27 protein-coding genes and 1 tRNA gene are annotated in these 23,525 nt (G+C 66.1%); 18 read left to right on the top strand and 10 right to left on the bottom strand.

Annotation, left to right across the window (positions count from 1 at the left end; genetic code table 11):
* Positions 1-47 precede the first annotated feature (47 nt).
* From C3B78_RS13750 to C3B78_RS13740, 3 genes are all read right to left on the bottom strand, one after another.
* Positions 48-662: an RcpC/CpaB family pilus assembly protein gene (locus tag C3B78_RS13750; protein ID WP_234005610.1), complete on the bottom strand. Its 615-nt coding sequence runs from the start codon at positions 660-662 to the stop codon at positions 48-50.
* 258 nt (positions 663-920) lie between these two features.
* On the bottom strand, positions 921-1,193 hold the full coding sequence (locus tag C3B78_RS13745; protein ID WP_104998567.1) for an FmdB family zinc ribbon protein: 273 nt from the start codon (positions 1,191-1,193) through the stop codon (positions 921-923).
* Positions 1,194-1,320: 127 nt separating this feature from the next.
* Positions 1,321-1,944 (bottom strand): 5-formyltetrahydrofolate cyclo-ligase, encoded by a 624-nt coding sequence (locus C3B78_RS13740; RefSeq protein WP_104998566.1) that lies wholly within the window; start codon positions 1,942-1,944, stop codon positions 1,321-1,323.
* 136 nt (positions 1,945-2,080) lie between these two features.
* Here C3B78_RS13740 and galU point away from each other — a divergent pair, with 136 nt between their 5' ends.
* From galU to C3B78_RS13695, 9 genes are all read left to right on the top strand, one after another.
* Positions 2,081-2,986, top strand: coding sequence for a UTP--glucose-1-phosphate uridylyltransferase GalU (gene galU / locus C3B78_RS13735; protein ID WP_104998565.1), 906 nt, complete (start codon positions 2,081-2,083; stop codon positions 2,984-2,986).
* Between the two features lie 4 nt (positions 2,987-2,990).
* Entirely contained in the window at positions 2,991-3,611 is a 621-nt protein-coding gene (locus C3B78_RS13730) for a GNAT family N-acetyltransferase (RefSeq protein WP_104998564.1), read from the top strand.
* 105 nt (positions 3,612-3,716) lie between these two features.
* A complete protein-coding gene (locus tag C3B78_RS13725; protein WP_104998563.1) occupies positions 3,717-4,637 on the top strand; it encodes a hypothetical protein in 921 nt (306 codons plus the stop codon).
* 126 nt (positions 4,638-4,763) lie between these two features.
* Positions 4,764-4,836, top strand: a tRNA-Ala gene (locus C3B78_RS13720).
* A 354-nt stretch (positions 4,837-5,190) separates the two neighbouring features.
* Positions 5,191-5,751 (top strand): hypothetical protein, encoded by a 561-nt coding sequence (locus C3B78_RS13715; RefSeq protein ID WP_234005394.1) that lies wholly within the window; start codon positions 5,191-5,193, stop codon positions 5,749-5,751.
* Positions 5,751-5,984, top strand: coding sequence for a helix-turn-helix domain-containing protein (locus C3B78_RS13710; protein ID WP_104998562.1), 234 nt, complete (start codon positions 5,751-5,753; stop codon positions 5,982-5,984). The genes C3B78_RS13715 and C3B78_RS13710 overlap by 1 nt, the downstream gene beginning before the upstream one ends.
* A gap of 219 nt (positions 5,985-6,203) precedes the next feature.
* Complete coding sequence (locus tag C3B78_RS13705) at positions 6,204-6,959, top strand: hypothetical protein (protein ID WP_234005393.1); 756 nt, start codon at positions 6,204-6,206, stop codon at positions 6,957-6,959.
* A gap of 14 nt (positions 6,960-6,973) precedes the next feature.
* Positions 6,974-7,858 (top strand): hypothetical protein, encoded by an 885-nt coding sequence (locus C3B78_RS13700; RefSeq protein WP_104998560.1) that lies wholly within the window; start codon positions 6,974-6,976, stop codon positions 7,856-7,858.
* Between the two features lie 30 nt (positions 7,859-7,888).
* Positions 7,889-8,287, top strand: coding sequence for a DUF4259 domain-containing protein (locus C3B78_RS13695; protein ID WP_104998559.1), 399 nt, complete (start codon positions 7,889-7,891; stop codon positions 8,285-8,287).
* Positions 8,288-8,456: 169 nt separating this feature from the next.
* On the opposite strand, the gene C3B78_RS13690 is transcribed toward C3B78_RS13695, so the two are convergent.
* From C3B78_RS13690 to C3B78_RS13675, 4 genes are read right to left on the bottom strand one after another with little or no spacing between them, the layout of a single operon-like run.
* The gene (locus tag C3B78_RS13690) at positions 8,457-8,981 is read right to left on the bottom strand and encodes a hypothetical protein (protein WP_104998558.1); all 525 of its coding nucleotides are present in this window, start codon (positions 8,979-8,981) and stop codon (positions 8,457-8,459) included.
* Positions 8,982-8,984: 3 nt separating this feature from the next.
* Positions 8,985-9,980 carry a magnesium/cobalt transporter CorA gene (gene corA, locus C3B78_RS13685; RefSeq protein WP_104998557.1) on the bottom strand — a complete coding sequence of 332 codons (996 nt, stop codon included), beginning with the start codon at positions 9,978-9,980 and terminating at the stop codon, positions 8,985-8,987.
* Between the two features lie 37 nt (positions 9,981-10,017).
* Positions 10,018-10,443 (bottom strand): DUF1761 domain-containing protein, encoded by a 426-nt coding sequence (locus tag C3B78_RS13680; protein WP_104998556.1) that lies wholly within the window; start codon positions 10,441-10,443, stop codon positions 10,018-10,020.
* 31 nt (positions 10,444-10,474) lie between these two features.
* Complete coding sequence (locus C3B78_RS13675) at positions 10,475-10,954, bottom strand: Lrp/AsnC family transcriptional regulator (protein ID WP_104998555.1); 480 nt, start codon at positions 10,952-10,954, stop codon at positions 10,475-10,477.
* A 173-nt stretch (positions 10,955-11,127) separates the two neighbouring features.
* Between C3B78_RS13675 and C3B78_RS13670 the strand changes: the two genes are divergently transcribed.
* On the top strand, positions 11,128-12,381 hold the full coding sequence (locus C3B78_RS13670; RefSeq protein ID WP_104998554.1) for an MFS transporter: 1,254 nt from the start codon (positions 11,128-11,130) through the stop codon (positions 12,379-12,381).
* A gap of 17 nt (positions 12,382-12,398) precedes the next feature.
* Here the strand turns inward: C3B78_RS13670 and C3B78_RS13665 are convergent, their stop codons facing one another.
* Together C3B78_RS13665 and C3B78_RS13660 are read right to left on the bottom strand one after the other, a co-directional pair.
* The gene (locus C3B78_RS13665) at positions 12,399-12,902 is read right to left on the bottom strand and encodes an Lrp/AsnC family transcriptional regulator (protein ID WP_104998553.1); all 504 of its coding nucleotides are present in this window, start codon (positions 12,900-12,902) and stop codon (positions 12,399-12,401) included.
* Between the two features lie 130 nt (positions 12,903-13,032).
* Positions 13,033-14,271, bottom strand: a complete 1,239-nt coding sequence (locus tag C3B78_RS13660) for an MFS transporter (RefSeq protein WP_104998552.1) — start codon at positions 14,269-14,271, stop codon at positions 13,033-13,035.
* 174 nt (positions 14,272-14,445) lie between these two features.
* Between C3B78_RS13660 and C3B78_RS13655 the strand changes: the two genes are divergently transcribed.
* Positions 14,446-15,420 (top strand): LysR family transcriptional regulator, encoded by a 975-nt coding sequence (locus tag C3B78_RS13655; protein ID WP_104998551.1) that lies wholly within the window; start codon positions 14,446-14,448, stop codon positions 15,418-15,420.
* Between the two features lie 65 nt (positions 15,421-15,485).
* The gene (locus C3B78_RS13650) at positions 15,486-16,415 is read left to right on the top strand and encodes an N-acetylglucosamine kinase (protein ID WP_104999796.1); all 930 of its coding nucleotides are present in this window, start codon (positions 15,486-15,488) and stop codon (positions 16,413-16,415) included.
* A 5-nt stretch (positions 16,416-16,420) separates the two neighbouring features.
* On the opposite strand, the gene C3B78_RS13645 is transcribed toward C3B78_RS13650, so the two are convergent.
* Positions 16,421-17,443 (bottom strand): pirin family protein, encoded by a 1,023-nt coding sequence (locus C3B78_RS13645; protein WP_104999795.1) that lies wholly within the window; start codon positions 17,441-17,443, stop codon positions 16,421-16,423.
* Positions 17,444-17,693: 250 nt separating this feature from the next.
* On the opposite strand from C3B78_RS13645, the gene C3B78_RS13640 reads away from it, so the two are divergent.
* The 6 genes from C3B78_RS13640 to C3B78_RS13615 all read left to right on the top strand — a co-directional run bounded on the left by C3B78_RS13640 (position 17,694) and on the right by C3B78_RS13615 (position 23,520).
* Positions 17,694-18,791 carry an ABC transporter ATP-binding protein gene (locus C3B78_RS13640; RefSeq protein WP_104998550.1) on the top strand — a complete coding sequence of 366 codons (1,098 nt, stop codon included), beginning with the start codon at positions 17,694-17,696 and terminating at the stop codon, positions 18,789-18,791.
* Positions 18,791-19,522, top strand: coding sequence for an ABC transporter permease (locus tag C3B78_RS13635; protein ID WP_104998549.1), 732 nt, complete (start codon positions 18,791-18,793; stop codon positions 19,520-19,522). The genes C3B78_RS13640 and C3B78_RS13635 overlap by 1 nt, the downstream gene beginning before the upstream one ends.
* Entirely contained in the window at positions 19,519-20,265 is a 747-nt protein-coding gene (locus tag C3B78_RS13630) for an ABC transporter permease (RefSeq protein WP_104998548.1), read from the top strand. The genes C3B78_RS13635 and C3B78_RS13630 overlap by 4 nt, the downstream gene beginning before the upstream one ends.
* A complete protein-coding gene (locus C3B78_RS13625; protein WP_104998547.1) occupies positions 20,262-21,227 on the top strand; it encodes an ABC transporter substrate-binding protein in 966 nt (321 codons plus the stop codon). The genes C3B78_RS13630 and C3B78_RS13625 overlap by 4 nt, the downstream gene beginning before the upstream one ends.
* Before the next feature lie 166 nt (positions 21,228-21,393).
* Positions 21,394-22,614 (top strand): pyridoxal phosphate-dependent aminotransferase, encoded by a 1,221-nt coding sequence (locus tag C3B78_RS13620; protein WP_104998546.1) that lies wholly within the window; start codon positions 21,394-21,396, stop codon positions 22,612-22,614.
* 51 nt (positions 22,615-22,665) lie between these two features.
* Positions 22,666-23,520, top strand: a complete 855-nt coding sequence (locus C3B78_RS13615; RefSeq protein ID WP_104999794.1) for a polyphosphate kinase 2 family protein — start codon at positions 22,666-22,668, stop codon at positions 23,518-23,520.
* Positions 23,521-23,525: the final 5 nt, after the last annotated feature.

Below are 23,525 nucleotides of genomic sequence, written 5' to 3'. Positions count from 1 at the left end.
TGGCTGGCGCCGTGGCTCGGCGCCGACCACGCTGTCGCCCCCCAAGGCTACGGTCCGACCAGGACGAAGAACAGTTTCCCCCGGGTGGAGGATCCGGCGAGCCGGGCAGCCTGTTCTGCGTTGGCTGCCACCACTATGAGCCCGTCCGTCTCCGCCGTGCCCAGCCACTGGCCGCCTTGCCCGCCTTGACCCGAAGTCCACAGCACCGGAACCCCTGAAGCCAGGACCTCCGGCGGCCCCTGCTGGTCGTAGCCGATGGCTGCCGTCAGCACCACGTTCACGAGCTGGCCCGGTGAGACGAGCTGGATGGATGACGGATCCGCCATGCGAAGGGGAACAGCCGCTGACCCTGGGGGAGTTCCGGCAAGTAGCCCCGGACCGAGCAGTTGGGCATCCGTGAGCAGCTGCCCCCTGCGCAGCGGGGCCGCAAGTTGCTTCCCGGCCGCCTCGCCCGGTTGATTGAGGAACCCGTCGGACAGCATTCCGGGCGGTACCTGGACAGAGGCGAGGTCCGCGGCTGCCATTGCTGTGCCTGCGGGAAGGTCGCGGGCGGCGGCGAGCGCAGACACGGTGTAGACCGGCGCCGGCGTAAGTTGCTGGACCGTGATGGCGGCTGCGGCGCAAAGAAGCAGCGCGGCCGCCAGCCGCCTGTTGCGGCCCAGCCAGGAGGCAAAGCGGGCCGGCGGGCGGCGGCTTGCGTTGCGGCCGGCGCCGCGGCTCCTGCCGTGGGGGCCGCTGCGGTGTGAGGCCCCGGGGAGTCCAGGTCTGTACGAGGCGCTTGATATAACCTGGCGTTGCTGTCCGTGCGCGGGCATGTGCCTACGCTAGAGGCGCCAACGGCCGCCGCGGCAGGTGCGCCTGCCGCTATGTGGACAACGCGGCCCGGCTGACAGGCAACCGCCTGGTCGGAGGAACGTGGATCAGCTAGCGGCGGCAGCCGGAGCCGGAGCAGCAGGTGCGGCCGCAGGCGTTGCTGCCGGCGCCCCGGAAGCGGCAGAAACCGTGCTGCCCTTGGCGTCCCGTGAGTCGGTGCGGTAGAAGCCGGAACCCTTGAAGACGACGCCCACGCTGTTGAACTTTTTGCGCAGGGTACCCTGGCATTCGGGGCAGGACGTCAGAGAGCCGTCCGAGAACGACTGGACGATGTCAAAGGCATGGCCGCAATCCTTGCAGGCGTACGCATACGTTGGCACTGGTGCTCCTCCTCTTGGGCAAACGAGAGGTCCCGGACGGCCGCAGGATTATCCGGATGGATGTCCATTAGCAGTCGCAGGGCCTGAGTGCTAATTCTACCATCCTCGCGGGCGGGCACGTCCCCGGTCAGGGGGTGTCCCGCAGGCTCCGGAACCCGGAGGGAAGCACGACGCCGGGCACGGGCCGATCGAATGCCTCTACCGGAATCCTGCCCGCGGGCAGCAGTTCCCCGTCGTAGATCACCGCGGCCAGCGGAATATGCTTCCCGGCTGATTCGAGGTGGCCCAGGAACTTGTCGTAGTAACCGCCGCCCTGGCCTACCCTGCTGCCGGCGAGGTCAACTGCGGTGGCAGGAATAAAGAGCGCGGCAGCTTCCCCGGCCACCTCAATTTCATGCCGTGCCCCCACAGGCTCCAGGATGGGGGCAAACCTGCTCCTCACCAGGTCGACGCCCGGCGCCCAAAAGACCCACTTCAGCTCCCGCCCCGGCTCGCAGACGGGAAGCAGGACTTTGTGGCCGGCGTCGTGGAGGGCCGCGATCAGAGGCAGCGTGGGCGGTTCCGCCCCGACGCCGAGGTAGGCGCAGACCGTCGCTGCCTTCCCCTGGGTTACCGAATCGGCCCACGCTGCCCCGTGCTTCGCCAAGGCTTCCCCGGCATCCTGCCGCTCCTGGAGCGTCAGCAAAGCCCGACGGCGGCGATGGGCAGCGCGTATATCGTCCTTGGCTGCCTTTGTATCCTCGAACGTCATTCTTCCTCCGTAGCTGCCGCACGGCGCCGGCCGGTGACCGGGCCGGCGCGTTGTTGCCTGTTCCGTCTGTCAGTAATGGGCGTTGCCCGCCATCCCCTGATTACTGAATGCTTGACGCTGACGTTAGATTAGTCCGGTGACTACCAGTAATCCGAGAGTGCGCAAAGCCGTCATTCCTGCCGCCGGACTTGGCACCCGGTTCCTGCCGGCAACCAAGGCGATGCCCAAGGAAATGCTTCCCGTCGTGGACAAGCCTGCCATCCAGTACGTGGTTGAGGAAGCCGTGCACGTCGGCCTCAACGATGTCCTGATGATCACCGGGCGGAACAAGCGGGCGCTGGAAGACCACTTCGACCGTGTGCCGTCACTTGAGTCCACCCTTGAAGGCAAGGGGGATACCGAGAAGCTCGCTTCCATCCAGGCGGCAAGCAACCTGGGCGACATCCACTACGTCCGGCAGGGGGACCCGCACGGACTGGGCCATGCCGTACTTCGGGCGAAGCAGCACGTTGGCGATGAAGCCTTCGCCGTGCTGCTGGGCGATGACCTCATCGATGCCCGGGACGAACTGCTCGGCACCATGATTGATGTTCAGGCCAAAACCGGCGGGTCCGTCGTGGCGCTCATCGAAGTGGAACCGTCGCAGATCAGCGCCTACGGCTGCGCTGACATCGAACCGATCGACGGCGAGTCATACGTGCGGGTCAACCGCCTCGTGGAGAAGCCGACTCCGGAGGAAGCGCCCTCCAACCTGGCGCTGATTGGCCGTTACGTACTCCACCCGGCCGTTTTTGGCGTCCTCGAGCGCACCGGTCCTGGACGGGGCGGCGAAATCCAACTGACAGACGCTCTCCAGGAACTGGCAACCGGTGACGGCGAAGGGCACGGTGTCTACGGCGTCGTGTTCCGGGGGCGGCGGTACGACACCGGGGACAAGCTCAGCTACCTCAAGGCCTGCGTCCAGCTGGCCATTGACAGCGAGGACCTCGGCCCCGGCCTGCGGGAGTGGCTGCCCGGCTTCACCGCCAGCCTTTCCAAGTAGCGCCATGCGCCCTGGTCCCATCTGGCCCGTGACCCTGGAGTGCGGGGATCTGGTCCTGCGGCCCATCCGGTACCGGGACAAGAAGGAATGGACCGAAGTCAGGTCCCGCAACAGCCAGTGGCTGGCGCCGTGGGAAGCGTCCAACCCGGATCCTTCCGGCGGCCTGCCGGACTACCGGCATATGGTCCGGTCATTGAAGGCGCAGGCGTCCCAGGCAACCGCTTTGCCCTTCCTCATCACCGAGCGGCGGCCCGGCAGTGTCAGGCCACCCATTATTGGCCAGCTGACCGTTTCGTCGATCGTCTGGGGCTCGGCCATGATGGCGACCCTCGGCTACTGGGTGGACCAGGCCTGCGCGGGCCGCGGCATCGCGCCCACCGCCGTCGCCATGGTGACGGACCATTGCTTCAAAACCTTGGGCCTGCACAGGATGGAAATCAACATCCGGCCAGAGAACGGACCCAGCCTCCGTGTGGTGGAGAAACTCGGGTTCCGGGACGAAGGCTATAGGCCGCGGTACCTCCACATCAACGGTGAATGGGCCGACCACCGCTCGTTTGCCTTGACGTCGGAAGAGGTCCCGGAGGGTCTCCTCCGGCCGTGGCTGGCCTCACAGCGGTCATAAATCCAGTGAATTGGCGGTTGCGCCACGACACACCGCAGCCAATGCTGCCGCAGCGGGCCGGATGCTCATACGGTTTTGAATGTGGACTTCCCCCTTAGCAGCTCAGTGATCCTTGTGGTTGCCGTTGTGCTCTGGATTGTGTGGGTTGCGCCCTACGTCCTCCGGAACCGCAGGCACCAGTTCCAGCCCGCCGGCGATTTCCTGGCAGACACCGCAGCCGATGAAGCACCGGAACCGCCAGCCGCTTTGGTTATGAACGTCGCCGCCCAGCAGGAGAACGCCATGGACACCAGGAAGAGCGCCGGACCCGGGACCGCTGCTGCCGGCTCACCGGCCGGGGCCAAGTTCCGCATACGCTACGGCCGGACGGCAATCGCCCTCATCGGGCTGCTGTCGTTGGCCACCGCATTCGTTTCCGGAGCGCTCCTCCTTTTCGGGCTGGCCGCTCCGTTCCTTCCGCTGACGTGCGTCGGACTTACCACCGGATCCGTGGTCCTGCTGCGCTGGCTGGCTGTCCGGGACAGGAGGGCCAAGGTTAACGCAGCCTTCCGGTCCGCGATGACAGCACCGCCCCGGCAGTCCAAGGCCGCCGGCAAGGTTCCGCCGAAGCCGGAAGCAGCGCCGGCAAAGCCGGACAACCCGCTTTTCGACGCCGAGGCGCACCAGCCAAGGGTAAAGCCGCTGACGGCAATGGAACTGCGCGAGGCTGCACTTGCCGTCGCGGTGGCCGCGGGCGATCCGAGTGCCGCAGCAGCCGGCGCAGCGGCCGCTGCCCCGGCGTCCGCCACGTGGGAGCCCGTAGAGGTTCCCAAGCCCGTCTATGTTGAGGCAGCCAAGGCCGAGCGCCCTGCCCCCGAGCCTCTGGAGCTCCCCGAGTTGCCGAAGGCTGTTGGCAAGCCGTCCCTAAAGCAAGGTGCTGCCGCCGCGCCGCCTTCGGGTGCTGCCGCCGCTGACGGCCCCCAGCTTTCCAAGGCGCAGAGCGCCCTCAGTAATCTCGACGACGTCCTGCAGCGCCGCCGCGCCTGACCCGACAAGTGCCCACCAGGGCAGACAGTTTCCCGTGAACCGGGTTCGGCATGGCGGTTTGGCTTCTGCCCGGAAAATTTGTAGCCTAGGGTCACCGGTGCCGCACCTGCAGGGGCGGAGGGTTCCGGGGCTATAGCTCAGTTGGTAGAGCGCTTCGTTCGCATCGAAGAGGTCAGGAGTTCGAATCTCCTTAGCTCCACAAAGTCCGGGCCTCCACGAGGGTTCGATAGCCCAGAATAAGCACATTCGTAACACTTTGGGGCCTGACGTTAGGCCAACGGTGCAGACCCGATCCTGGGCTCGATCCGTGAGGAAGCGAAGGCCATCGGTTACGGCTCCCCGAGCCTTGGTGCGGCAGCTTTGACGTGAGAAAACGCGGGCCGCTGTGAGAAAACGCGTTGACGAGATGCTCAACTCCGGTTACGTTATCGACTGTCGTTATTAACGGCAGTCGATAACTATTTGGGGGGAACCAGTGGGGATAAAACAAAACACGGACAGTCGGCGCAAAGGTGGCAAGCCGATCGTTTCCAGACTTGACGCTCTCTTCATTATGGTTGCGTCGGCGGTTGCTGCAGTAGCCACCACGGCAGGAACTGTTGCCGGGACCGCCGGGTACTTCACCGGTCCGACGACCTTGGAGCTTCCCATTGCGACCGACAGTCTGACCGCCAGTGGGCTTGAGGCCGGGGTCACCGGCCATTACACGGCGCTGCAGGCCACCCTCCAGGCTCTTCCTCCCGGGGAGGCGGCGCTGCTGTCCTGGGCTGCCGCCCTGAACCAGCTTGGCATTCTCACTGTCCTGGCGCTCCTGTTTCTGCTGGGCTACCGGCTTCGCAGTTCGATCCTGTTCACCGCAGCTTCGGTGCGGATCATCGGCGCCTGTGGAGCGGTGCTGGCCGCGGCCTCCATTATCGGGCAAATTCTTGACCAGGTCGCCCGCGGCCGTCTGGCGGAGCTGATAGGTGCCAGCCGGCGGAGCGCGGAGGAAGGTCTCATCTTCGTCGGCCATTTCGACTTGGCGGCGCTGATGGCAGGACTGGTCCTCGTCCTTGTCGCCGGCGTCTTCGAGTACGGCCGCCGGCTCCAGAAGGACACGGAAGGCCTGGTCTGATGCCTGCCGACGCTTCCTCCGACATCCACTGCCTGCTCGATGAGCTCCTGGAAGCGCGCGGGATGACCCTGACCGAGCTCAGCAGGCAGGTCGGCGTGAGCCTGGTGAACCTGTCGGTGCTCAAGAACGACCGGGCCAAGGCCATCCGGTTCTCCACTTTGACCGCGATCTGCGACGTCCTGGACTGCCAGGTCGGCGATCTGCTGGTGACCACGCGTGGCGGACCGCGGTAGAAGGGCTGGAAGGTGGCGGCGGGCCGGGCGCCCCTGGAGGTAATGGGCGGCCCCGGGTCGTGCTGGACCGCGGCCGCTCCCAGTACGCGCACGGACTGGCCGCTAGCAGCCCGGATTGATGACATGGGGCACACGCTGCTGACCTATCCTTGACTCCATGGGGGTAGGGCTTTGCTGAAGAGAATTGGCCGATGGAATGTACGGGTCGTCCATGCCGCATTGATCGCGCTGTTGATAGCCGTGTTCGTATGGTTCTTCCACAACTGGCTATTTGAGGCCTCATTCTTTTTCACCTTGTCGGTGGTCTGCGCGGTCCTCGCGTACCGGGTCGTCTCGCAGTCAGAGCGCGCTTTCACTGTGACGCTCTGGGCAATGTTCCTGAACTTCCTTGCGTTGACCTCCATCGAGAACGGCCTGGGTGTTCCTGCAGCGGGACCGTGGTTCCTCGGGTTCATCGTCGGGTCAATTGGTGGCGGATATGTGTGGCGCGGCCCGCGGGCCGGGACGGAATTCAAACAGCCGAAACGCATCCGTCAAGCCGACGGCAGCTTCACCGGCGGGCGGCGTCTCGCGGTGATCAACGGCGTGTGTGGCCTGGTGCTGGCCGCAATCGGTACAGCAGGGCTCGTATTGCTGTCACCGACAATGACTGCTGTCGCCGTCCTTGCCGTCTCGGTCCTGGGAGGCTGGGCCTTGTTCCGCTTCGCGCCACCGTTGCAGGTCAGGAACGGCCTCCTCCTGGTTGTACCTGTCGGCTGGATTGCCTTGGCGTTGGTCGGCGGTGCCACAGACCAGACGGCCCTTCCATTCGCGTGGGCCTATGGAGTCCTGGCCGGCATTCTTATCGGCGGCAGGTACTGGACCGGCCCACGGCTCGGCCAGCCCCGGCCGCCGTTCAATGGTCCGGGCAGGCGCCGGCGGAAGCGCCGGACGGGGCAGAAGACCGTCAATACCTTTGCTATGCGCGGCCGGTAGGAAGAGGGGACGCCATGACCAAGTACGTCAACTACATCGACATGACCAAGGCACAGGCCGAAGCTGCCTTCCGGGAATACCCGGCGGAGCGCGGGCCGGCGCTGGACCGGCTGCGGGAGGCGCTGGTCGCCGACGGCCAGGACCCGGACGCGCTGCTGGATGGCTCTATCGAGAGCCTGGTTCCGCTGTGGCGGTGGATCCTCGCCCACCTCACGGTGTTCGACGCGCCCGGCGGCGCAACTGATCCGAACAGCGCGCCGCGGGAACAATGGCCCTCCTGGACGCGGCATGAGTATGAGGTAATGCACGCCCTGCCGCTGGAGTCGCTGTTCCTGATCGACGGGCTGGTGTCCTACCTGGGTGAGGTCGTGCAGCAGCACGCCCCGGAGGCGCGGTGGGAGATCGCCCACCACCGCATCAGGCGATACCACCTCAACAAGCACCCCGTCCTGGCCAGCGGCACGGGGGAGGACCACAACTACCTCCCCGGACTGCCAAGGGTCCACGCCTACAGCAGCCTCACCGGTTTTCGCGAGTCCCCGGATGACACCATGGCTAATTACGCGCGCAGACTCATCGAGCAGTTGAACCAGGGTGATCGCCCGGACGATGATGAGATGGCCGAGGACGAGCCGCTCGTCGAGGTGGAAGACCTGGGCGATGACGAGCTCCGCGGCCGGGAGCTTGAGGTGGCGCTGCGGGAGGACATCGTCTTTGAGCACAACAGGGTGGTGGGCCGCATGATCAAAGCCCTCAAGGAGGAAGACGGCATCACCCGCGTCGTCTGTGAGGACCGTGAGATCCTCCTGGTTGCCACGCCGACCTGGAGCACTGACCGGCTTCAGGAGTGGGTGGCACGCTATCTTCAGGCCAACGTCCGCGACCTGCGGTCGGCCTAGAATATTCGGACTAATGAGAAGGAGCAAGACATGGGTGCATGGGGATTCCAGGCCTTCGAGAACGACGATGCCCTGGACTGGCTCGAAGAGCTCGAAGCCGGCGGCGCGGAGGTCGTCCGCCAGGGTCTGAACGCTGTGGCCGACGGCTACATCGACGCGCCGGACGGGAGCGTCGCCGTTGCGGCCGCCGAGATCACCGCAGCTGCGCAGGGAAACCCGCACGGCGACCTGCCCGAGGACGTCGCAACGTGGGTGACCGCCCACGGGGCCGAGCTCACAGCTGAAGACGCGCAGCTGGCCCTCGAAGCGGTTGAACGGGTTGTCGGCGAGGAATCCGAGCTTGCCGAACTCTGGGACGAGGCGGACGAGCCGGAGTGGAAGGAATCCCTCGACAACCTCTCCGAGCGACTGAGGGCAGCACTGGCGTGAGTGACGACCCACAGGCTGTGGCGCAGCGGCTTCTCACTGTTCCGGGCGACGATGTTGTTGAAAAATATGCCGCCGCTTCATCTCGTGCCATCAATTCTGACGGCATCCCCAAGGGTCGAAGAGGTCTGGGGTCCCAATCCCCTTTAGCTCCGCAATGAAGGTCCCCCGCCTAACTCCCCGAAACGCCCTCAACGGCTACGGTCTCGTCCGATTCGACCCTTTCAAGGCCCGCCAGGAGCCTGTCGATGCCGGCAAGGGAGGCACGCAGCCGTGGGTCCTTGGCGCCAGCCGAGGCGGCTGCCCAGTCCATGGGCCTGGTGCCCACAACAAAAAGCGTCGCATTCCTGGCCGCGAGGACGGCAAGAACGGCGGCGAACTGCTCCCAGGCCTCTGCCCGGAACCCTGCATCCGCAGGGTCCGGAGCGGGCACGCCGTCAATAACGCACAGCTCCGGGCCGGCCGCCAGGACGGAGTAGTCCTCCACTGAGGTGCCCGGCGCGCACAGTTCATCGAAGCTGAGCCACAGCAGGTCATGCTCCAGGGCCTTGGCATCGAATGTACGGGAGCCGGATGGGAGAGCCCTGCGCCGGTCGGGCTGCGGATGGAAAAGGCCGTAGGCAGCCAACTGGCGGCTGCTGCCGGGAACAATAATGCGGCCTTCCCGGAGAACTGGAGGCTGCGGCCCCGTTTCCATCTCTTACAGCCAGCCCTTCTTCTTGAAGATGCCGTACATGAGGGCCGCCGTCGCGATCATCAGCCCGATCGCAATCGGGTACCCCAGCTCCCAGTGGAGCTCGGGCATGTGGTCGAAATTCATCCCGTAGATCCCGGCCACGAAGGACGGTGCAAAGAGGATCGCAGCCCAGGAGGATATCTTCTTCACCTGTTCGTTCTGCTTGGCGCTAGCCTCGTTCTGCCGGTTGGCGGTGAGGGTGCCGTCCAGGGTCAGGGCGTTCTGCAGCAGGTCGCGAAAGGAATCGGCCCGGGAGATCACGCGTTCCACGTGGTCCTCAACGTCACGGAGGCTGTGCCGGAGGTCGGTCTCCACATCATACTTTTCAAAGCCCTGCTTAAGCTGGCGCATGATGTCCGGCAGGGGATGGATGGCCCGCTGGAACTGGATGACCTCCCGGGCGAGCTCGTAGATGCGCCGGGATACGGCAGTGTCACCGCTAAAGAGCTGGTCCTCAATTTCATCGATGTCGTTTTCAAGGCCGGCCACCACGGGCCCGTAGTCATCCACAACCCGGTCGAGCAGAGCGTAGAGCACGGCCTCGGGGCCGTGCCGCAGCAGGTCCGGCCGGCTTTCGAGGCGCTGCCTTACCTTGGCAACTCCGGCCGTCTCGGCGTGCCGTACGGTGACCACGAAGTTCTTCCCCGTGAAGATGTGCAGCTCGCCGAATTCAACCGTTTCGGTCGCGTCCAGGTACCGTGCAGGCCGGAGGACCGTGAAGAGGTTGTCCTCGTAACGCTCGATTTTGGGGCGCTGGTGGGCCGAGATGGCGTCCTCCACTGCGAGCGCGTGCAGGCCGAATTCAGCGGCAACGGCGGCCATTTCCTGCTCGGTGGGCCGGTAGAGGCCGATCCAGGCCATTCCTCCGTGCCGGGCCAGCGTTTCGAAGGTCTGTTCCAGGTTTTCGGGCTCGACATGGCGGACCCCGTTGACGTAGACGGCGTTGTCAATGATGGTCATGGGCGCCGGCCTCCCGCCGGGAGGGCAACGGCCACCATCAGGACATTCCTCCGATGATGGCACCGGCTACCGTCATGGCCACCAGGTCATGGCCGGAGTCGATCAGCGTGACGGCTGCCGGGCGCCCGGCAAAGCCGTTGTGGATGACGTGGCCGCCTGCCCTGAAGACCAGTCCCGCAACCAGGGCAAACCAGCCGCCCGCCACGGCACTGTCCAGCCCGAGCTTGGTGATCAGGACGGCCAGCAGGATCGCGGTCAGGGCTGCGGCTGCCATCATCGGGACCCAGATGGCTGCCCCGCCGCTGATGTTCTTGAGATCCTCCTCCGTCTTGCCGATGGCAGCCATCCACCGGTTGCCCAGGACTGCGGGCATGTACCAGACAAAGCCGATGGCCATGGTTGCGACGAAGGCCAGCAGCACGGCCAGCCAGTTGATCTGTGAAACGTACGAGAGCCAATCCATTCTGGAAATCCTAGCCGCCCGGGCGCGGACGTCAGGTGTTCGACGCCTTGGCCAGGCCGCTGATCAGCGGCTCGGTGCGGTAGGGGATATGGGTATGGAGGGCCAGCACGGTTTCGGTCCGGATCACGCCCTTGATCCTCAGGACCTGCCTTAGGGAGGACTGGAGGTTGTGGGTGTCCGTCGCTGCCACCCGGCACCAGACATCGCCGCGTCCGGAGATTTCGTGAACTTCCAGGACCTGGGGGATCAGTCGCAGTGCGGCCACCACGCCGTCCAGCTCCCGGTGCGAGACCTCAATCGTCACGAAGGCCACCACGTCATAGCCCACGGCCTCCAGGTCCACTTCGCGGCCGCCCGGCCTCAGTACTCCTGCCCGGATGAGGCGGCGCAGCCGCGTCTGGGCCGTGTTCCGGGCGATGCCCAGGGACTCGCCGAGTTCACCGACCTGGATCCTGGGATCCCGGATAAGGGCCAGCAGGATATTCAGGTCGGTGGCATCCAGATTGTTCATATGGTCATTCTGCATCACATGGACGGCAGGATTTTGACGTTTTTGCGCAATAGGCCACGAGAATGTCGAGCAATGGAGCAGAAGTGCCGCATTCTTGTGCCATCGGATATCCACCCCGCGCCGGACTCCCACAAGGACCACCTGCCGCGGTCAGAACCAAAAGGCGGCGCCACATGACGGTCTTCAGCGAGCTCCGGATGCGCCCTGCCCCGGCTGCTGCCCGGGCGGGCTGGGATGCATCCACCACGGCGCGGCTGGTGATGGCCGGCGCTGTCATTTTCGTTCTGCTGGTGGGTGCCAACCTCGCGACGCCGCTGTATCCGCTCCTGCAGGCGGAGCTCGGGCTGTCCACGCTGGGCGTGACCGCCGCATTTGCCAGTTATGTCCTGTCGCTGGTGGCCACGCTTATGCTGGCCGGGCACTGGTCGGACCACATCGGGCGCCGGGCTGCGCTCATCCTCGCTGTGGTCATCGGGCTGGGAGGCGGCTGGCTCTTTGCCGAGGCACAGACGCTCGCTGCCCTATGCGCCGGGCGGGCGCTGCAGGGCGCAGCCGTTGCGCTGGCAACCGGGGCCAGTGCCGCAGCCCTGCGCGAGCTCCTCCCGTCCCGTCCTGAGTGGGCATCCCGGTTCACCTTGCTGGCGTCGTCCGGGGGAGTGGCGGCCGGACCCGTTATTGGGGGACTGCTGTCCCTCCTCCCCGGCCCGACCACCGCACCCTACTACGTCCATTCGCTGGTTCTGGCCGGCCTCCTGGTGCCGCTGTACCTGCTCCATGCCCGCCCGGCAATCAATCCTCCGGCCCCGGCCAGGGCGCTGCGGGCACTGGCGCCCCGCCGTCCGTCCGTGTCGCGGGAGGCGAGGGGCGCATTCTGGCTCGCTGCCGGCGTCGGCTTCCTCAGCTTCGCGGTTTTCGGCTTCTGCCTATCCCTTGCACCCGGCTACTTTGCGCAGGTCCTGGAGACAGACTCGCGCCCCTTGGTTGGCGTGCTGGCCGGCCTGGCCCTGGGATCCTCGGCGCTGAGCCAGCTCCTGACCTTCCGGGGCCGCTACGTGGTTCCGGCCGGTCTTGCAGTCCTGGGCGTGTCCGTGCTTCTCCTGGGCGCCGCGGGAGCCTGGCAAAGCCCGCTGCTGCTGGTGGCAGCCACCGTGGCGGCCGGGGCCGGGCAGGGCATCGCCTTCCGCACCGTTTTCAACGAGGTGGCGGCCAAGGTGGAGGCATCACTGCATGCCCAGATTGTCAGCACTGTCTATGTCATCACGTACCTGGGAAGCGCTGTGCCGGTCCTTGGGCTGGGCTGGGCCTCCGGCGTGGTGGGCGTGCCGGCCGCCGTAGCGGGTTTCGTCCTGTTGTGCGGTGCGGCTGCTCTGAGCCTCGCAGCCGTGACTTTCCGCCTCGCGGTCATCGGCCGCAGGGCCGCTGCCTAGTCCGTTCCGCCGGGCATCTACTCAGGGAGCGGACCGTGATTGCCCTGGATGTGTTCGAAGACCAGCGTGGTTTCCGTGTGCCCCACCACCGGATCAGTTGCCAGATTGTCGAGGACCCAGTCCCGCAGGTCCTCGGTAGTGGCGACGGCGATGTGCAGCAGGTAGTCCACGGAGCCTGAGGTGTGGAACGTGGACAGCACCGCGGGCAGGTGGGGCACCCGGGAGGTGAAGCGGTCAATTTGGTCACGGTCGTGGGCGCGGAGGCGCACGGCAACCAGCGCCTGCACGGACCGCCCGATGGCAGAAAGGCTGAGCTTGGCCTCGTAGCCCTGAACGATCCCGCGTTCGGACAGGGCGCGTGTCCGCATCAGGGCCGTGGAAGGGGCAATCCCGACAAGTTCCGCAAGCTGCTTGTTGGAGATCCGCGCATCAGCCACCAGCGCCGCCAGGAGCCGTTCGTCAATCGCATCCAGCGGCTCAAGGTGCGCTCCCGGCCTGGGATTCCTGGCGTTCGTGCTCACTGCAACTCCTCTATGGTCCTTTGTTCATCCTAGACCTGCGGATATGCGCTTTCGGGTTCGCACGGGCTCTGCAGCCGAATTTTTGTGCGGCGGCTGCCTTCAGAGGGGCACATAATTCGTGCAGCTGCCTTTACGCGCGGGGTTCTCGCCGGGGATGGACGACGGCGACAGCTGCCGCGGTGAGGCAGGCAAGGACCATGACTGCCGCGGCCAGTGCGTTCCAGCCCAGGGACTGGAAGGCCAGGCCGCCCGCCCAGCCGATGATGCTGGACCCCAGGTAGTAGGCCAGGTTGTAGAGTGAGGCGGCCTGCGCCCGGCCCGTACCGGCGAGGGCGCCGGTCCAGCCTGACCCGATGCTGTGGGCGGCGAAAAAGCCGCCGGTAAACACCACAAGGCCGGCGAGTATCAGGGGGAGGGACTGCGTCAGCGTCAGCGCAAGTCCCGCCATTGAAAGCGCCAGGCCGGCGAGGAGGACGCTGCGGCGCCCGAAGCGCAGGGTCAGCCCGGCGGACCAGCGTGAGGTGACGGTCCCGGACAGGTAGGCCAGGAAGATCAGGCTGATCAACGTTCCCGGCAGGCCGAACGGTTCGCCTGAAAGCCGGAACCCGAGGTAGTTGTAGACCGCCACGAACCCGCCCATCGTCAGGAAGGCCTGGCCGTAGAGGACCAGCAAGCGGACGTTCCGCAGGTGGCCGCCCAAGGTCCGGAAGGCGCCGCGCAGGCCGGATGCCGGGGCGGAGACGAAGCCCCGGGCCCGCGGCACCAGGACCAGGAACGCGACCGCGGCGAGCGTGGCAAGGATTGAGACAGCCAGTGCGGCTGCCCGCCAGCCCCACAGTTCACCGGCCGGCCCGGCCACCAGCCTGCCGGCAAGGCCGCCCAGCGTGGTGCCGGCAACATAGCTTCCCGCTGCCAGGGCCGCATGCGCTTTGGTGACCTCTTCGTTGAGGTAGGCGATGGCAATGGCAGGGATGCCGCCCAGTGCCATGCCTTCCATCAGCCGGAGGGTGAGGAGCATGCCAAAGCTGGTGGACAGGGGAACCAGCAGCCCCAGGACGGTGGCCACCGAGATGCCCCACGTCATCGCCCGGACCCGCCCTATGCGGTCCGCCAGGAAGGACCAGGGGATCACCGTCGCCGCGAGTCCCACGGTGGCCAGGGAGATGGTCAGGGCCGCCTCGGCTGCCGTGACCTTAAGGTCCGAGGCCACGATCGGCAGGACGGCCTGGGTGGAATAGAGCTGCGCGAAGGTCGCCACACCCGCAAAGGAAAGGCCAGCGAGAATTCTGGCGTACGCCGTCGATCCTTTGGCATGCCCTTCCCAGCGTGGGGAAGGACTGTTGCCGGCGGAACGGACGATGTGGGCCATCCGGTCAGCCTAGCTTTCACCCAACACATGCCTCCAATGCATGCTTTGTGTAAAACTGATAGCCGTTTTGCATGCTTTCCCAACTAGGTAGCGCTAAGTGTCGTTTTGAACGCCCAAAACGACACTTAGCGCTACCTAGTTGGGCTCGCGCGGAGCAGGAAGGGGGGCAGGCCCGTGGAACCGGATCAGAAACAGCTGGTGCAGCTGCTTCCGCTGCTGCCCGTGCTGGCCGAGTTGGGGCGGACCGAGCACGTCACGGAAACCGCGGAACTCCTTGGGGTACCCCAGTCCACGGTGAGCCGGGCGCTGGCCCGGGCGAGCGCCGTCGTCGGTATAGAACTCCTTGTCAAGGACGGCAGGGGAGTCCGGCTGACGCCCGCGGCACGGACCCTGCTGCCCTACATTGAGCAGGCACTGACGGCGTTCCAGGCGGGACTGGACGTTGTCCGGGACGAGTCGGACGTGGCCCGGGGGAGGGTCTCCCTTTCGTTTCAGCACACTTTTGGTGAGGCGACGTTGCCGCTCCTGATCAGTGCTTTCCGGAGCAGGCATCCCGGCACTGTTTTCACCCTCAGCCAGGGCGCCCGCAACGCGTGCCTTGACGAACTCGCGTCGGGCGAGTCCGACCTCGCCCTGACCGCGCCTGTGGCGCCGCCGGGCCGGAACGTGTCCTCGGCGCCGCTGTACCGGGAGCCGCTCCGCCTGGTTGTGCACCATAGCCATCCCCTCGCCGCACGGCCGGCGGCCCGGCTTGCCGACATACGGGGAGAGCCTTTTGTGGCCCTCGGCGCCGGATACGGAATGCGGTCGCATACCGATGCCCTGTTCCGCGAGGCCGGCTACCGGCCCCGTATCGCTTTCGAAAGCCAGGATTCACACACGGCCCGCGGCCTTGTCTCTGCGGGGCTCGGTGTCAGTATCCTGCCACCAGGCGGCGATGCCCCCGGACGGACTGTCAGCCCCGAAACCGGGAACCTCGGCTGGGTTGAGGTCCCTCTTGAGTCCGCCCTGGCCTTCCGCGAAGCGGGCTTGTCCTGGCGGCGGCGCAAGCCTGGGTCCGAACCCGTGCCCGTCCGGCTGTTCCGGGACATGGTGGTGACGGAAGGGCCGGGGCTCCTGGCCGGGCTGGTCAGGCAGCGCTCCCGCTGAAGCGCGAGCGCCGGGAAGTGCGGCGCCTGGGCGTACCGCCGCTCCAGCACCATTACCCTTGTGACGTGACCAACGCTGAAAACTCCTCCGCACTCCCGGCCGCCAGTCCACTCCGCGGCGCCATCATCGGACTGGATATCGGCGGGACGAAGACCCACGGGGTCCGTTTTGAGGACGGGGTTCCGGTTGCGGATGAGTCGGCCGGCAGTTCCAACGTGCAGAACGTCAGCCGCGACGAGGCAGCCGCCAACCTTGCCGAGCTCTTTGCACGCATCGGCGGGGGCCAGGTGTCGCAGGTGTACGCGGGTTCCGGCGGCATTGATACCGACGACGACGCCGCCGCCCTGGCGTCCCTGATCCAGCCGCATGTCCCCGGCGCCCGGGTCACCGTGGTCCATGATTCGCGCCTGCTGCTGGCGGCAGGCTACGCGAGCACCGGTGTTGCGGTGATTGCCGGCACCGGCTCTGCGGCCTGGGGCAGGAATGCCGACGGCGGCGAAGCCCGGGCAGGCGGCTGGGGCTACCTTCTGGGCGATGAAGGCAGCGGATACTGGCTGGGCCGGGAAGCGGTGCGGCACAGCCTCCGGCGGATGAACCAGGGCCTGCCGGTGGACGCCCTGACCAAATCCCTTTTGCAGTCCTGCGGGGTTGACGATCCCAACCGGCTGATTGCGCTGTTCCATTCGCCGAAAACCGGCCGGCGCTTCTGGGCGCAGCAGGCCCGGCTGGTAGTGGAGGCGGCAGCCGGCGGCCACCCGGAGAGCCATGCCCTGCTGGACCAAGCCGGTGAAGACCTTTCAGCGCTTGCCCTGCAGGTACTGGGCCTGCTGGGCATCACCGGTCCCGTGATCCTGGGCGGGGGCCTGGGCATGAACGTTGCCCCGCTGCAGCACTCCTTCCGCCGCCACCTTAGTGACGCGGGCGTGACCGACATCCGGGTGCTGGACCAGGAACCGGTGTTCGGTGTGCTGCAGTTGGTGGCCGAGCAGACCTAGGCGGATCAGTTCCCCGGGAGCCGTTTCCGGGGCGTAAGCCGCACACCCGGCAGCGGAGGAGCAGGAATGCGGCCGGCCTCCGGCCCCGCGCCAGGACCGTGGCCGCGGACCACGCCGTACCGGGCTGCTGCCTCCTCCGTTTCGGGCAGTCCGGCCTGGGCTTCCCAGTCACTCCGTGCCTGCTCCACTTCGTCGTGGGTACGGCCAACGAAGTTCCACCACATCAACAGTTCCTCCTGGAACGGCTCGCCGCCAATGAGGAGGAAGCGTGTCCCTGGAAGCGCCCGGACCAGCAGTTCCGTGCGCCCGGTGCCCAGGTAGCCCAGCGGGCCAGGCGGAACCTCCTGGCCGTCCACCGCCAGCCCGCCGTCGAGCACCAGGACTCCGTGCTCAAATTCCGCGTTGAGCGGCAACACGGCGGACCCGCTGCACGAAACGTCCGCGCCCACGATCGGTGAGTACATGGTTGCCGGAGAGGTCACGCCGGCGAGCTCGCCCACCATCACGGTGGCGGTGAAGCCCTGGCCGCTGGCCCGGGGAAGCCGGCGGTGCTGCTCGAATGCCGGCTGCCGGTGCCGTTCACCCTCCGGCAGGGCAACCCAGAGCTGCAGGCCACGTTGAACCGGCAGCGCCTCCCCGGCGGGCGGCAGCACGGCGAACTCCGAGTGGGAGACGCCGTGGCCAGCCGTCATGATGTTCAGCTCGCCCGGCCGGACCACCACGTCGCTGCCCACGCTGTCGCGGTGCCGGATATGGCCGGCGAGGGGCCAGGTCACGGTCTGAAGGCCAATATGGGGATGCGGGAGCACGGACATCGCCGTCCGGTCAGGTCCGAAGCTGTCCAGGAAACACCATGCCCCGATGGTGGGGAGGCCGCGCTGCGGCAGCGTCCGCTGGACGTTCATGGCCCGGACGCCGCCGAGCGGTACTTCGCGCTGCGGCCACAGCTGCAGGCAAGGCCCGGACGTACCGTCCGTGCCTGCCGGCGGGCACACTTCCTGCTGGGGCGCTATTTCCAAGTTGGTCACGAATCCACTGTAGGCCGGACGGCGCACGTCAGGCACGGTTCCAGGCCCTCCGGTTGTTCAAGCCTGCATAGGAGATCCCATCCCGGCCGCTCCCGGCTCCGAATGGTTACAGTAGGGATTCCTTTGCCCGGATTCGGGACGCTGCAGGGTGTTGCCGGCCCCGGATTGGGTTACCGTAACTATCAGCGTGCTGATGACAATGTCGCGGTGCTTCCAGGAGCCCGTCCCAGAGAACAGGTGAGTCCGCACCATGGACCAGGCGATGATCGAGTTTCAGAGCGTTACCAAGCAGTACCAGGGCGGCCAGCCGGCCGTGGACAACCTCTCGATGTCCATCAGCAAAGGCTCCATCACCGTCCTGGTCGGTCCTTCCGGCTGCGGCAAGACAACCACGCTGCGCATGATCAACAGGATGGTGGAACCCACTTCCGGGACCATCACGGTGGGCGGCAGGGACGTTACCGCCGTCCCGGCAGCTGAACTGCGCCGCTCGATGGGCTACGTGATGCAGTCGGCAGGGCTGTTGCCGCACCGCTCGGTGCTGGACAACGTCGCCACCGTGCCCCGGCTGAACGGTGTCTCCAAGTCCGAAGCAAGGCGGCGCGCCGAGGAACTCCTGGACGTTGTGGGTCTGGCCCGCCCGCTCGGCAGGCGCTACCCTTCCCAGCTTTCCGGCGGCCAGCAGCAGCGCGTGGGGGTAGCGCGTGCGCTCGCCGCCGATCCTCCCGTCCTGCTCATGGACGAACCCTTCAGCGCCGTGGACCCCGTGGTCCGCGATGAGCTCCAGCAGGAACTGCTGCGCCTCCAGAAGGACCTGGCCAAGACCATCGTGTTCGTCACCCACGACATCGATGAGGCCACCGTCCTGGGGGACAAAGTGGCCGTCTTCGCAGTGGGCGGGAAGCTCGCCCAATACGCCACCCCTGAGGAAATCCTCCGTGCCCCGGCAAACGACTTCGTGGCCTCGTTCGTGGGACGGGACCGCGGTTTCCGGCACCTTGGCTTCACCCCGTCCGACGGCGTCACCCTCCATCCGGTGCCAACGCTCGTCCGCGGACGCGGCGGTAACACCGGTCCGGACGCCGCGGGCGGCTGGCAGCTGGTGGTGGACGAGGAGATGCGCCCGCTCGGCTGGTCCACTCCCGGCACTAACGAAGGCCTGATCCCGGGCGGCTCCCTGTTCCGCCCAGGGGAGAGCCTGCGCCGGGCGCTGGACGCCGCGCTTTCCTCGCCATCGGGCCTGGGCGTGGCAGTGGATGGAGAGGGCAGGGTGAAGGGCGTGATCCGTGGCGGAGAAGTGCTGGCCCTCATTGAAGAGGCGCGCCAGCTCCGGCAGGCTGCACTCTGATGGAGTGGTTCCTCGCCAACAGCGGCATGGTCCTGGAGCGCGCCGGCCAGCACTTGGTGCTGGCCCTCGTCCCGATGGTCCTGGGGCTGGTCATCTCCATCCCCCTCGCGCAGCTGGCGCGGCAAAACCGGGTGCTCCGCTCGGTGGTGCTCACAGCCTCCTCGCTCCTTTACACCATTCCTTCGCTGGCGCTGTTCATCATCCTGCCCACCATCCTTGGTACCAGGATCCTGGATCCCCTCAACGTGGTGGTGGCCCTGACCATCTATGCCGTTGCCCTGCTGGTCCGGGCCGCCCTGGACGCCTTCGATTCGGTCAGCCAGGACGTGAGCCAGGCCGCCGTGGCCATGGGATTCAAACCGCTGGCGCGGTTCCTCCGCGTGGACCTGCCGCTGTCCCTCCCGGTCCTGTTCGCAGGGCTCCGGGTGGTGTCGGTCAGCAACATCTCCCTGGTCAGCGTGGCAGCCCTGCTGGGTATCGGAAACCTGGGGATGCTCTTCACCTCCGGGCTCCAGCGGGACTTCGTCACCGAAGTGGTGGTGGGGATCATCGCCATCCTCATCCTTGCGCTGCTGATGGATGCGGTCCTGGTCCTGCTGGAACGGCTCCTCACGCCCTGGGAGCGCGCGGGCAAGCGGCCGGACCGGCAGCGGGAAACCGGGACCGCCGGCGAGGCACTTGACCCGGCCCTCAGGCTGGCCGCGCCCAAGACAGGAGGCGGAAACGCATGAGCAACGTCTTTACGGATACTTTCGCCTGGCTGGCCGACCCCCTGCACTGGACGGGAAGCGCCGGCATCCCCGCCCGGTTGGCCGAACACCTCCAGTACACCGGCCTGGTGATGCTGATCGCGGTCGCCATCGCCGTCCCCATAGGCATGTATGTAGGCCACACCGGCAGGGGAAGGGTTGCGGTGGTTGCGCTCGCCGGCGCGCTGCGTGCACTGCCCACGCTGGGCCTGCTGACGCTCTTTGTGCTGCTTGCCGGGATCGGGCTGATGCCCCCCATCTGGGCGCTGGTCATCCTCACTGTCCCGCCCCTGCTCGCGGGCACCTATGCCGGCATCTCCAGCGTGGACCGCAACGTGGTGGACGCGGCCCGTGCCATGGGCATGACCGAACTGCAGGTCCTCTTCCGGGCAGAACTGCCCAACGCGCTCACCGTGATGTTCGGCGGCTTCCGCACCGGCGTGCTGCAGGTGATCGCCACGGTCTCCGTGGTGGCCTACATCAACCTGGGCGGCCTGGGCCGGTACCTTTTCGACGGCCTGGTCCTCAGCGACTTCCCCCAGATGTTCGGCGGTTCACTGCTCATCGCGGCACTGGCGATCGCCGTCGACCTTGTCCTTTCCCTTTTCCAGAGGCTGTTCCTGGCAACAGGCGCCTCGAGGCAGTCCCGCCGCAGCCAGCAGGCTACGGCCGATCTCACAGACCCCGTCCTCACGGAGGCTGTGGTACAAGGAGGTAAATCATGAAAGAAAGCCGTCCACACCATCTTGGCAGGCGGGCATTCGGCGGCTTCGCCGCAGGGCTCGTGCTGGCCATGGCACTCTCTGCCTGCGGCGGATCCCCGGATCCGCTGAGCAAGGCGCCGGCCACCAGCGGGGCAGCCTCCGGGGGAGCAACGTCCCTGGTGGTTGGTTCAGCCGACTTCACGGAAAGCCAGATCATCGGTGAACTGTACGCCGGGGCGCTGAATGCAGCCGGCGTCACAGCCACCACCAAACCCAACATCGGCTCCCGCGAGGTGTACTTCAAGGCAGTCAAGGACGGATCCATTGACGTGATCCCGGAATACACCGGAAACCTCCTCACAGTGGCACTTGATCCGCAAGCCAAAGAAGTCGCAGCAGACGAGGTGTACAAAGCCGTCGTGGAGAAGCTGCCGGAGGGCCTGGGGGTGCCGGAACCGTCCAAGGCGGAAAACAAGGACGCCATGGTGGTCACCAAGGCAACCGCCGAAAAGTACCAGCTGAAGTCCATCGAGGACCTGGCCAAGGTCTGCAGCGAGATCGTGGTGGGGGCTCCGGCCACCTTCGCCGAGCGCGCCTACGGCCTGCCGGGCCTGAAGAAGAACTACAACTGCGAGCCCAAGAAACTGGAGCCTTTCAGTGATGGAGGGGGGCCGGTGACCCTTAAGGCACTCCTGGAGGACAAGGTGCAGGTGGCTGACATCTACACCACCACCCCGTCCATTGCTGACAACGATCTTGTGGTGCTCGAGGACCCCAAGAACAACTTCATTGCCCAGCAGGTGGTTCCGCTGTACAACGAGGCGAAGATGACGGACAAGGCAAAGGAAGCCCTGAACTCGGTATCCCGCGTGCTGACCACCGAGGACCTGATCAACCTGAACAGAGCCGTCAGCGGCAGCCAGAAGCAGGGCGCCAAGGAAGCCGCGCAGGCGTGGCTGAAGGAAAAGGGCATCGTGAAGTAGTAGCTGCCTGGCGCCGCCAGCAGCGCGATGGCGTAGCAGACGACGGCGGCTGCCGGACCTTTGGAGGCCCGGCAGCCGCCGTCGTCCGTCCTGCCTGCCTGAAGCCGCCGCACCGTGTGGCTGACGTCTCAACGGCAGTCCATCCTTCCTGTGGCATATTTGAGGGATGGCAGAATTCAGGCAGTCCACGAAACTCAACAACGTGCTTTACGACATCCGTGGACCGATCCTTCAGGCCGCCCAGCAGATGGAGGCGGAGGGTCACCGGATCCTCAAACTGAACATCGGAAACCCCGCGCCGTTTGGATTTGAAGCGCCGGACGCCATCCTGGTGGACATCATCCGCCACCTGCCGCACGCCCAGGGCTACAGTGACTCCCGCGGCATCTTCTCCGCCCGGACAGCAGTGTCGCAGTACTACCAGACCCGCGGTATCCAGAACATCCATGTGGACGACATCTACCTGGGCAACGGCGTCAGCGAGCTCATCACCATGTCCCTGATGGCCCTGCTTGATGACGGCGACGAGGTCCTGATCCCCACGCCGGACTACCCGCTCTGGACCGCCTCTGTGGCGCTGGCCGGCGGCAAACCCGTCCACTACCTCTGCGACGAGGAGTCCGGGTGGCAGCCTGACCTAGAGGACATGGAAGCCAAGATCACGCCCCGCACCAAGGGCATCGTGGTGATCAACCCGAACAATCCCACCGGCGCCGTGTACCCGGAAGAGACGCTGAAGAAGATCGTGGCCCTTGCCGAGAAACATGGCCTGGTCCTTTTTGCCGACGAAATCTACGAGAAAATCCTCTATGAGGACGCCGTCCACATCAACCTGGCGGGGCTTACCGGCGACGACGTCCTGTGCCTCACCTTCAGCGGCCTGTCCAAGGCCTACCGGGTGTGCGGGTACCGGGCCGGGTGGATGGCCATTTCGGGGCCGAAGAAGGATGCCGCCGACTACCTTGAGGGCATCAGCCTCCTTGCCAACATGCGCCTCTGCGCCAACGTGCCGGCCCAGCACGCCATCCAGACCGCACTGGGCGGCTACCAGAGCATCAACGACCTGATCCTGCCGGGCGGGCGGCTGCTGGAGCAGCGCAACAAGGCGTACGACATGCTCAACGCCATCCCGGGCGTGAGTACTCAGCAGGCCCGCGGCGCCCTGTACCTCTTTCCGAAGCTCGACCCGGAGGTTTACCACATCCGTGACGACGAGAAGTTCGTCCTGGACCTCCTCAGGGAGCAAAAAATCCTGGTCTCCCACGGCCGGGCGTTCAACTGGGTGCGCCCGGACCACTTCCGCATGGTGACCCTGCCCAACGTCAAGGACATCGAGGAAGCCGTGGGCCGGATGGGGGACTTCCTAAGCAGGTACCAGGGGAACTAGCCTGTGTCCACGGGCACCTCGGACCCGTGGAACTTCGCGGAAAGGATTCCCATGCCCGACGCCGTTGGCTTCGACAAGCACCCCTCTGAAACGCTGCGGGCGGGGAAAGGGTTCCTGTTGAGCAATGTCGATCCTGACGCCACCCCCGGTTACAGCGGCACCAAGGAGGACGGCCAGGCCCTGCTCGCCGAAATGGACAACGAACTGACGGAACTGCAGGAAAAGCTGTTCGCCGAGTCGCGGTTCGGCGGACGGAAGCGGATCCTGCTGATCCTCCAGGCCATGGACACCGCGGGCAAGGGCGGGATCGTCAGCCACGTGATGGCCGCGATGAACCCCCAGGGCGTCCAGTTCAAAGCCTTCAAGGCGCCCACGGAGGAGGAAAAGTCCTACGACTTCCTGTGGCGCATCGAAAAGGAGGTGCCGGCCGCCGGGATGGTGGGTGTTTTCGACCGCTCACACTACGAGGACGTCCTGATCCACCGGGTGCGTGCCTGGGCGACCCCCGCGGAAATCAAACGGCGGTACGTGGCCATCAACGAGTTCGAGGCGCGGCTGACCGACTCCGGGACGAAGGTGGTCAAAGTCATGCTGCACATCAGCGGGGAGGAGCAGAAGGAGCGGCTGCTGGCCCGGCTGGACAACCCCGCCAAGCACTGGAAATACAGCCGGGGAGACCTGGAGGAACGCGCCTTTTGGGATGACTACATGAGCGCCTACCAAGCGGCGATCGAGGAAACCAGCACGGCGGCCGCTCCCTGGCACGTTGTCCCGGCCAACAAGAAATGGTTCGCCAGGATTGCAGTCCAGCAACTGCTGCTGGGGGTGCTCACTGACCTTAACCTTGAATGGCCCAAAGCGGAGTTCGACGTCGCGATGGAAAGGGAACTCGCGGCCCGGTCCTGAGCCTT

Source organism: Arthrobacter sp. PGP41, assembly GCF_002953935.1.
GTDB lineage: Bacteria > Actinomycetota > Actinomycetes > Actinomycetales > Micrococcaceae > Arthrobacter.
This window is presented reverse-complemented; position numbering and strand designations above follow the sequence as displayed.

What these genes read in the sequence shown, in the direction of transcription:
- C3B78_RS13730 (WP_104998564.1), top strand. Translation starts at nt 2,991, where the DNA reads ATGCGCCCTGGTCCCATCTGGCCCGTGACCCTGGAGTGCGGGGATCTG.
- C3B78_RS13715 (WP_234005394.1), top strand. Translation starts at nt 5,191, where the DNA reads ATGGTTGCGTCGGCGGTTGCTGCAGTAGCCACCACGGCAGGAACTGTT.
- C3B78_RS13680 (WP_104998556.1), bottom strand. Translation starts at nt 10,443, where the DNA reads ATGGATTGGCTCTCGTACGTTTCACAGATCAACTGGCTGGCCGTGCTG.
- C3B78_RS13620 (WP_104998546.1), top strand. Translation starts at nt 21,394, where the DNA reads ATGGCAGAATTCAGGCAGTCCACGAAACTCAACAACGTGCTTTACGAC.
- C3B78_RS13670 (WP_104998554.1), top strand. Translation starts at nt 11,128, where the DNA reads ATGACGGTCTTCAGCGAGCTCCGGATGCGCCCTGCCCCGGCTGCTGCC.
- C3B78_RS13690 (WP_104998558.1), bottom strand. Translation starts at nt 8,981, where the DNA reads ATGGAAACGGGGCCGCAGCCTCCAGTTCTCCGGGAAGGCCGCATTATT.
- C3B78_RS13615 (WP_104999794.1), top strand. Translation starts at nt 22,666, where the DNA reads ATGCCCGACGCCGTTGGCTTCGACAAGCACCCCTCTGAAACGCTGCGG.
- C3B78_RS13710 (WP_104998562.1), top strand. Translation starts at nt 5,751, where the DNA reads ATGCCTGCCGACGCTTCCTCCGACATCCACTGCCTGCTCGATGAGCTC.
- corA (WP_104998557.1), bottom strand. Translation starts at nt 9,980, where the DNA reads ATGACCATCATTGACAACGCCGTCTACGTCAACGGGGTCCGCCATGTC.
- C3B78_RS13740 (WP_104998566.1), bottom strand. Translation starts at nt 1,944, where the DNA reads ATGACGTTCGAGGATACAAAGGCAGCCAAGGACGATATACGCGCTGCC.
- C3B78_RS13640 (WP_104998550.1), top strand. Translation starts at nt 17,694, where the DNA reads ATGGACCAGGCGATGATCGAGTTTCAGAGCGTTACCAAGCAGTACCAG.
- C3B78_RS13695 (WP_104998559.1), top strand. Translation starts at nt 7,889, where the DNA reads ATGGGTGCATGGGGATTCCAGGCCTTCGAGAACGACGATGCCCTGGAC.
- C3B78_RS13700 (WP_104998560.1), top strand. Translation starts at nt 6,974, where the DNA reads ATGACCAAGTACGTCAACTACATCGACATGACCAAGGCACAGGCCGAA.
- C3B78_RS13675 (WP_104998555.1), bottom strand. Translation starts at nt 10,954, where the DNA reads ATGAACAATCTGGATGCCACCGACCTGAATATCCTGCTGGCCCTTATC.
- C3B78_RS13635 (WP_104998549.1), top strand. Translation starts at nt 18,791, where the DNA reads ATGGAGTGGTTCCTCGCCAACAGCGGCATGGTCCTGGAGCGCGCCGGC.
- C3B78_RS13630 (WP_104998548.1), top strand. Translation starts at nt 19,519, where the DNA reads ATGAGCAACGTCTTTACGGATACTTTCGCCTGGCTGGCCGACCCCCTG.
- C3B78_RS13625 (WP_104998547.1), top strand. Translation starts at nt 20,262, where the DNA reads ATGAAAGAAAGCCGTCCACACCATCTTGGCAGGCGGGCATTCGGCGGC.
- C3B78_RS13660 (WP_104998552.1), bottom strand. Translation starts at nt 14,271, where the DNA reads ATGGCCCACATCGTCCGTTCCGCCGGCAACAGTCCTTCCCCACGCTGG.